Source organism: Dinghuibacter sp. (assembly GCF_035492835.1).
GTDB lineage: Bacteria > Bacteroidota > Bacteroidia > Chitinophagales > Chitinophagaceae > Dinghuibacter.
Genome location: NZ_DATJIY010000267.1, coordinates 46,050 through 52,941 on the forward strand (window position 1 = coordinate 46,050; position 6,892 = coordinate 52,941).

At 58.0% G+C, this 6,892-nt stretch carries 9 protein-coding genes; 2 read left to right on the forward strand and 7 right to left on the reverse strand.

Annotated elements, in window-relative coordinates; translation table 11 throughout:
- The first annotated feature begins 4 nt into the window (after nt 1–4).
- Nucleotides 5–478, forward strand: coding sequence for an OsmC family protein (locus VL547_RS23535; RefSeq protein ID WP_325582651.1), 474 nt, complete (start codon nt 5–7; stop codon nt 476–478).
- On the opposite strand, the gene VL547_RS23540 is transcribed toward VL547_RS23535, so the two are convergent.
- Together VL547_RS23540 and VL547_RS23545 are read right to left on the reverse strand one after the other, a co-directional pair.
- Nucleotides 470–1,147 (reverse strand): LytTR family DNA-binding domain-containing protein, encoded by a 678-nt coding sequence (locus VL547_RS23540; protein WP_325582653.1) that lies wholly within the window; start codon nt 1,145–1,147, stop codon nt 470–472. The two genes, VL547_RS23535 and VL547_RS23540, sit on opposite strands and share 9 nt — an antisense overlap.
- Nucleotides 1,147–2,190 carry a sensor histidine kinase gene (locus tag VL547_RS23545; protein ID WP_325582655.1) on the reverse strand — a complete coding sequence of 348 codons (1,044 nt, stop codon included), beginning with the start codon at nt 2,188–2,190 and terminating at the stop codon, nt 1,147–1,149. The genes VL547_RS23540 and VL547_RS23545 overlap by 1 nt, the downstream gene beginning before the upstream one ends.
- A gap of 153 nt (nt 2,191–2,343) precedes the next feature.
- Between VL547_RS23545 and VL547_RS23550 the strand changes: the two genes are divergently transcribed.
- Nucleotides 2,344–3,468: a TlpA disulfide reductase family protein gene (locus VL547_RS23550; RefSeq protein WP_325582657.1), complete on the forward strand. Its 1,125-nt coding sequence runs from the start codon at nt 2,344–2,346 to the stop codon at nt 3,466–3,468.
- Here the strand turns inward: VL547_RS23550 and VL547_RS23555 are convergent.
- The 5 genes from VL547_RS23555 to VL547_RS23575 form a co-directional block, all read right to left on the reverse strand.
- On the reverse strand, nt 3,446–5,335 hold the full coding sequence (locus VL547_RS23555) for a CocE/NonD family hydrolase (protein ID WP_325582659.1): 1,890 nt from the start codon (nt 5,333–5,335) through the stop codon (nt 3,446–3,448). The genes VL547_RS23550 and VL547_RS23555 overlap by 23 nt on opposite strands.
- A 22-nt stretch (nt 5,336–5,357) precedes the next feature.
- On the reverse strand, nt 5,358–5,555 hold the full coding sequence (locus tag VL547_RS23560) for a DUF5522 domain-containing protein (protein WP_325582661.1): 198 nt from the start codon (nt 5,553–5,555) through the stop codon (nt 5,358–5,360).
- Entirely contained in the window at nt 5,542–6,243 is a 702-nt protein-coding gene (gene trmB, locus VL547_RS23565) for a tRNA (guanosine(46)-N7)-methyltransferase TrmB (RefSeq protein ID WP_325582663.1), read from the reverse strand. Before trmB ends, VL547_RS23560 begins: the two co-directional genes overlap by 14 nt.
- 30 nt (nt 6,244–6,273) lie before the next feature.
- On the reverse strand, nt 6,274–6,708 hold the full coding sequence (locus VL547_RS23570) for a DUF4395 domain-containing protein (RefSeq protein ID WP_325582665.1): 435 nt from the start codon (nt 6,706–6,708) through the stop codon (nt 6,274–6,276).
- Nucleotides 6,680–6,892: hypothetical protein (locus VL547_RS23575; protein WP_325582668.1), on the reverse strand; the 213-nt coding region annotated here is incomplete at its 5' end. The genes VL547_RS23570 and VL547_RS23575, both read right to left, overlap by 29 nt.

A 6,892-nucleotide genomic window follows, 5' to 3' on the forward strand; every position in this document is an offset into this window, starting at 1 on the left:
CAGCATGAGTAAAATCCACCAGTATAAGGTCGACCTCCTCTGGACGGGAAACCGCGGCAGGGGTACGGAGGCCTACAACGCCTACGAGCGCAGCTATACCCAGCACGTGGCGGGAAAACCCGATCTCCAGGGCTCGTCCGACCCGGCTTTCCGGGGCGACCCGTCCCGGTATAACCCGGAGGAGCTGCTGGTGGCTTCGTTGAGCTCCTGTCATATGCTTTGGTTCCTGCATCTGTGTTCGGAAGCCGGCGTGTCGGTCGTCGACTACGTCGATCACGCAAAAGGGCTTATGGAAGAGGCCAAAGAGGGCAGCGGACGGTTTACGGAAGTGGTGTTGCATCCAACCGTGACGGTGGCGACGCGGTCTATGGTCGCCAAGGTCGACGGGTTGCACGATGCGGCGCATGCCAAGTGCTTTATCGCCGCCTCGGTAAACTTCCCGGTGCGTACGCTCAGCACGTGCGCCGCCCTAGAGTAGTCGTCCCAGCGACGCGACGCGATGACGGTAGGTTTCGCCTATGGGCAGCGTTTTTTCCCCCACTAGTAATTCCGAGGCGCCTAGTACGCGGACCTTGGACAACGCGACCAGGTAAGACCGGTGTATGCGTACAAACGCATCGGAGGGTAGGAGTCCTTCCAGCGCTTTCATGGTCATATGGGTTATGTAGGCGTCGTCCGGTGTGACCACCCGGAGGTAGTCCTTGAGCGACTCGATGTAGAGGATATCCTCATGGTTTATGCGGACAAGCGCGCCATCTACTTTGAGGATGAGGTTATCCCGCCGGGGGGTATCGGGCGTACGTTGCAGGATTTTATCGACACAGCGGAGGAAGCGCTCTTCGGTGATGGGCTTTAAGAGATAGTCCACCGCTTCGAGGTCGTAGCTTTGGGCAGCGTACTCGGGATAAGCGGTGGTGAATACGACCAGTGGCGGGTCCTTGAGCGATTTCAGGAAGTCCATGCCGTTGATGTGCGGGAGGCGGATATCCAGGAAGATCAGGTCGATCTTCTCACGGTGTAACGCCTCGAAGGCTTCGACCGCCGTGGTGCATACGCCGGCCAGGTCGAAGGCGGTGAGTCGACCGATGTATCGCTGGAGCACGAGCTGCGCCAGGGGTTCGTCTTCTATGATCAGACAGCGCGGCATCAGGTAAGCTGGAGGGTGAGTGAAACCGCAAAGCCGTCGGGCGTGTCCGAGACTACCAGCCGGTGTTTACCCGGATAGAGCAGATCGAGGCGCTTGCGGACATTGCGAAGACCCAGTCCTCCCGTCGTGGGCGCCCGGTTGGCGGGTTTGCTGTTGCGGACTTCGAACGTAAGCTCACCGTCGGACAACAGCGAAATGACCTCCACGAAGCCCTTGGCCAATTCCTCGCGTATGCCATGCTTGAAGGCGTTTTCGACAAACGGGATGAGCAGCAGGGGCTCGATCTGCACGCCCTGCGACTCCCCCTGCCAGTCGAACCGCACGTCGATGCGATCCGGATAGCGGACGCTTTCGATGTCCATGTAGTTCCTGATGAAGCCTACTTCGCTGGACAAGGGCACCCTTTCCGCCTCCGAGTCATAAAGGACATACCGCATCAGCTCGGACAAACGGGCGACTAAGGGCGCCGTCTGGCCAGACTGCTCCTGCGCGAGCGAATAGATGTTGTTGAGGGTGTTGAACAGGAAGTGGGGGTTCATTTGCGCCTTGAGGTACTCGAGCTCGAGACGCAGCTGCTGTTTTTGCAGCTCGTGTACCTGGCGTTCCTGCCCGCGCGAGCGCATATAGTACGCCAGGCCGGTGGTGAAAAGGACGTCCGAAAAAAAGCCATACACGGATACCCGCGGCACGCGATGCCAGTCCGGGGTAGCCCATTTTATCACGAGGGCCGGGAGAAAGGTCATACGGGATACCAGCCAATCGACCGCGACGAGAACATAGATATCAAAGCAGACGTAGTAGAGGATCAGCGCCCCCGCAAAGACCCAATAGCGTTTGTTGAACAACAGCCGGGGCACTATCCAACGATAAAAGAGGTAAAAAGGGACTATGTCGATCAGCCCGGTAATGGATTGATATATAAGGCTGGGCCAAAACGGATTCCCGCGCAATTCCGGCTCCCTGCCGTATTGAAGGACGACCGTGACCGGTAGCCCGACGAAAAACGCCAGGAAGAATAGCGCCTCTTTCCATTGCCTCGACATAACTCAATTTCCGGTTTTTATCCTGGAGTGGCGCCTGTTTTTAGACGAACCGGGCTCGTTTTTAGATGAACCGTCACCGGCCGAAGACCGGGGGCGCTCCATCGAAAAGGCCTGCGCGGCGTTTTTGGATGACGTAATTTTCTAAAAAAACATATGCTGCTATTGCTGGCGGGTCTATTGCAGGACAGTCTGTTTGCGCGAAAGGTGCTGCTGGAGGCCGAAGCGCGTATCCGGCAGACGCACACCCTCGTCTATCATTCCGATTACCGGCAGACCGATTCGGGTCTGGAGGACTCGGTCTTTGCGATCAGCGGAACCCAGTGGCTGGAACGGGCGCCGGGGGATACCATCTTTGGGTACCACCTGCACGTGCGGGGAGACGGGTTCGATTACTTTTATAACGGGAAACTTTGTCATGAATACCGCAGCGCTGAAAAGGAGGTTACCGAATTCGACCCGCGCAGTTCCGGGAACGCCTATAAGGCGCGGGTGGCGCTGGTGCCGTTGTTCGACCTGGAGACGGACACCGCGCTGGTGGATCACCTGATGCGTTTTTGCGCGGGGCTGAGCGTAGCGGATTCGGGGGCCGCCTGGGTGATCACCGCGGCCATGCGGCCCAACGCGTCGGGGGCTCAGTCGGTCCGGCGTCTCTGGATGGACAAGGATACCTATAGGATCGTCCGGTCGGAGGTCACCGGGTATTTTAACGGCACGCGGTTTACGCAGCGGTTCGTCATCTCCGGTCTTACGGCCGACGGGCCGGTGGCCGACAGCCTCCTGGAGCCGGATGGTTTGCACTACAAGCTGACTCGCTATGTAAAACCGGGCCCGCCAAAACCTTCCCCGCTGGAGGGGGCCATGGCGGCGGATTTCACCTATACTTCCCTTGACGGCCGTAGGGTACGTCTACGCGATCTCCGGGGCAATTATGTGTTGCTCGACTTTTGGGAAAGCTGGTGCGGTTGGTGTATCGATGCCTTCCCTCACCTGACGGCGCTGGATTCGGCGTACCGGGGACGGAACTTCCGCCTGCTCTCGATCGTCACCGAGAACCTGAGCAAGGTGCAGACGATCCTGGATGGCAACCGGGTGTCTTACAGTACGCTCAAGGGAGACGGCCAGGTACTGAAGGACTACCAGGTGGAGGGCCGGCCGACCTATGTGCTGATCGACCCGTCGGGGCGGATCATCGCTTACGGGCCGGGGGACCTCGATAGGATGAAAGCTCTGCTGGCGGCTCGTCTCGGGGTTCCGGTTACGGCAGCCGGCGCACGGTGACCGACGACGGGTGTTTGGTGTCGTGGTAGATTTGGATGGTCTCCTTTTTGAAATCGCCGGCCGACGCCCTCGGGATGTCCACGAAGGTCTGGGGATTCAAATCCACCAGCGGGAACCAGCTGCTTTGTACCTGCACCATGATGCGGTGCCCGGCCTTGAAGGTGTGCGCCACGGAGTTCAGGGTAAAGGACACCTTGGTGACGGTTCCCGGCTCGAAGGCTTCGGCGTGTTCCCAGCTTTTGCGGAACTTGCCGCGCATCACCTCCGCGCGGACGAGCTGCTCGTAACCGCCCAGCGCCTTTTCCTCGGCCGCGGGCGCCGACCTGCGGTCCGCCCCTTCGGGGCCCCCAGCCGGCTCGACGGGCAGGACGTCGATGACCTTGACTACAAAATCCGCGTCGGTCCCGCTAAGGGAGACGTACAGGTCGGCGTTGATCTCGCCCGTCAGCGTAACGTCCTTGGACAGCACGTCGCTGGTATAGGTCAGCACGTCCGGCCTCAGGGAGGCAAAGCGCTGGTCGGCGCCCATATAGTTGTTGTCCCGGTTCCCTTTTACCCCTTTGACGTATGGGACGGGGTTCGCGGGATCGGACACATACGTGTCGAAAGATGTCGGGATCATCACCTTATCGGTGGATAAGGTGTGGGAGGCGCCCAGGAACCAGGTTTGTGCGACGCTTTCGTCGGGGGGCCAGGAGGAATACTTCTGCCATTCGTTTGTCCCGGTGACAAAAACGGTTGCCTTGTCGAGGTCCGATTTGCCTTCGCCCTTGAGGTAGTAGTTGAAAAAGGCCAGCTCCTGTTGCTGGAAAAAGGCGCTGGTGTTGGAGCCAAAGCTATAGTCCGCGTAGTGCGTCCAGTCGCCGCGGGCCCAGGCGCCATGCGTCCAGGGACCCATCAGCAGGTGGATGTTTCCGCCGGGAGACTGCTTGTCGACGGCCTCGAAGGTCTTGAGCGCGCCGAACTGGTCCTCCGCGTCGAACCAGCCGCCGACCACCAGCACCGCGGGTTTGGCGTTGCGAAGGTGGGGCCGGATGTTCCGCGCCCTCCAATAGCTGTCATAGGTGGGGTGTTCGAGGTATTCGTTCCAGATCTTGCTCTGGTTCTTGTAGTAAAGATCGTTCGCGGCTTTAAGGGGCCCCATCTTGAGGAAGAAGTCATAGGCATCGTTGTATTCGACCTGGAAGATCCGTGGATACTTTGTCCAGGGTTCCGGCCGCGGATGGTCGAAGCCGTTCATGAAGTCGAAATTATCCATCAGGAAAAACGCGCCCCGATGGTTGGCGTCGTCGCCCACGAACTCGTCCGTCACTGGCGCCTGGGGCGACACCGCCTTGAGCGCGGGGTGGGCGTCGGGCAGGGAGGCGGAGGCATAAAAGCCAGGATACGAAATGCCATAGATGCCCACCTTACCGTTGTTGTGGGTGATGTTTTTCAGCAACCAGTCGATGGTATCGTAGGTGTCACTGCTCTCATCCACGTCCTTTTTGGTCTTCTTGTTGTCGACGGCGGGCGTCATTTCCTGGAACTGCCCCTGGCTCATATAGCGTCCGCGGACGTCCTGGACCACGAAGATGTACCGTTCGGCGGGAAAGAGCCGGCTGGGTCCGAGCCTCCGGGGATAGTTGCTTTCGCCATAGGGGGCGCAGGAATAAGGCGTCCGCATCATCAGGATCGGGTGATCCACCGAGGAGTCCCTGGGGATATAGATCGAGGTAAAGAGCGTAACGCCGTCCCGCATGGGTATGCGCCGTTCGATCTTCGTGTAGTTGGCCTGTATGAATGCAGTTAACGTATCCGGTCCATTCTGCGCAGTAACGGTGAAGCACAAACCCAGACAAAGGGCCAGCCAGGAGAAACGAAGCATACGGTTGTTTTGGAAGGGCAATTTATGGTTTTCGGGGCAAATCGTTCTGTTTCTCCCGTTTTTCAAGCAACGCCGCGCGCCGGGGCCCGGGCACGTTTTTGTAGTCGTAAGGACAGTGTTTGCACCCATTGCCGCAGCAATCGCCGCGCTTCAGGTGAAAGGCGGCGGTCAGCACGACGTATCCGTCTTCGTTATAGTAGAAATCCTCACCCTCCTTCATACAGCATTTCCTTTAACGCCTCCAGACGGCTGTCGTCGAGGAGCGATCCGCTCAGCCCGAAACGGAGGTAGTGGACACGGCTGGACCGGGCGATGTCGAGGCCTTCGTAGTGGGTTCGGATATTCAGCTCCGGGCTTATCTTCTCCTGTTTGTATATATCGTCCGAGGCTTCGAACAACGGCAGGTCGAAAAGCTCTATCACCTTCCGGGTAAAAGCATACAGGTCGGGCGAATCGGTTTTGAGGTGGATCTGGCCGCCGGGCGCGAGGACCTCCCGGTAGAGCCGGAGGAAACGCGGGTGCGTCAGGCGCTTTTTGGCCCGGGAGGACCGCAGTTGTGGGTCAGGGAAGGTAATCCAGATGTCCTTTACCTCTTCTTTTGCGAAATAGGTTGGCAAAAAATCGATTTGGCTTCTAATGAATGCCACGTTTTTCAGCCCTTCTTTAATGGCTTGATTCGCGCCTACCCAAATCCTGTTGCCCTTTATGTCCACGCCAATATAATTGCCCTCCGGGTATAAGCGGGCCAGCCCGATGGTATATTCACCTTTGCCACAGGCCAGCTCGAGGGTTGTGGGATAAGTATTGTGGAAAAAGTCCGCCCATTTGCCCGGCATGCCCTGCGGGTATTCGAGGACGTGGGGAAAATTCTTTATCGCTGCAAAACGTACCAGCTTTTTGTAGCCCATGGGCGCAAAGGTACGGCGGCGGCGCCGGACTCAAAAGTGGAGGCGGTGACGTAGCTTTTCGTAATAGCCGTAGAGGTAGCACCCGGCGCAAAAACCGGCGAGCGATTCCAGCAGCGCCGCACATATCATGAGCCCTGCCAATCCCACGCTCAAGGCGCTGGACTCGAAGACATAAGCGATGATGATCGCCAGGCTTACGATCGCGCCTATCCGCGCGGCGAAGACTTTCGGGGGGGCATAGACGGGCTTGAACCGGTTCCCGAGGAGCCAATGGTTGATCTGGGTTGCCAGCAGACGAAGGGGACTATACCGCTGCAGGTCCCACCCGCGGAGGTAAAAGTCAAACAATAAAAAAAGGGGTATAACAAGTAAGTGGCTGAAAGCAAATGCTATAGCAAGTATCGCAACTTCAAAGGCGACTATCCTTATGACGGGTTCATTCAGCTGTACGGACGAATTGCTCATAAGATTCGAATTTTAAAGGACCAAACCCTGAAGCGAATCCACGATAAAGATAACAAATTTTTTTGATCTGACCAACCCTTTCCCCCTGCTTTGACATGCCGCCTGCCGGAATATTCGAGGGGTCCCGCCCTCTTTCCTCCGCTTTGACATGTTGCACGTTAGGAATAGTCGAGGGGTGCCCCCC

Excerpts from the sequence above, each read along its gene's own strand:
- VL547_RS23535 (WP_325582651.1), top strand. The coding sequence starts at position 5 with ATGAGTAAAATCCACCAGTATAAGGTCGACCTCCTCTGGACGGGAAAC.
- VL547_RS23540 (WP_325582653.1), bottom strand. The coding sequence starts at position 1,147 with ATGCCGCGCTGTCTGATCATAGAAGACGAACCCCTGGCGCAGCTCGTG.
- VL547_RS23545 (WP_325582655.1), bottom strand. The coding sequence starts at position 2,190 with ATGTCGAGGCAATGGAAAGAGGCGCTATTCTTCCTGGCGTTTTTCGTC.
- VL547_RS23550 (WP_325582657.1), top strand. The coding sequence starts at position 2,344 with ATGCTGCTATTGCTGGCGGGTCTATTGCAGGACAGTCTGTTTGCGCGA.
- VL547_RS23555 (WP_325582659.1), bottom strand. The coding sequence starts at position 5,335 with ATGCTTCGTTTCTCCTGGCTGGCCCTTTGTCTGGGTTTGTGCTTCACC.
- VL547_RS23560 (WP_325582661.1), bottom strand. The coding sequence starts at position 5,555 with ATGAAGGAGGGTGAGGATTTCTACTATAACGAAGACGGATACGTCGTG.
- trmB (WP_325582663.1), bottom strand. The coding sequence starts at position 6,243 with ATGGGCTACAAAAAGCTGGTACGTTTTGCAGCGATAAAGAATTTTCCC.
- VL547_RS23570 (WP_325582665.1), bottom strand. The coding sequence starts at position 6,708 with ATGAGCAATTCGTCCGTACAGCTGAATGAACCCGTCATAAGGATAGTC.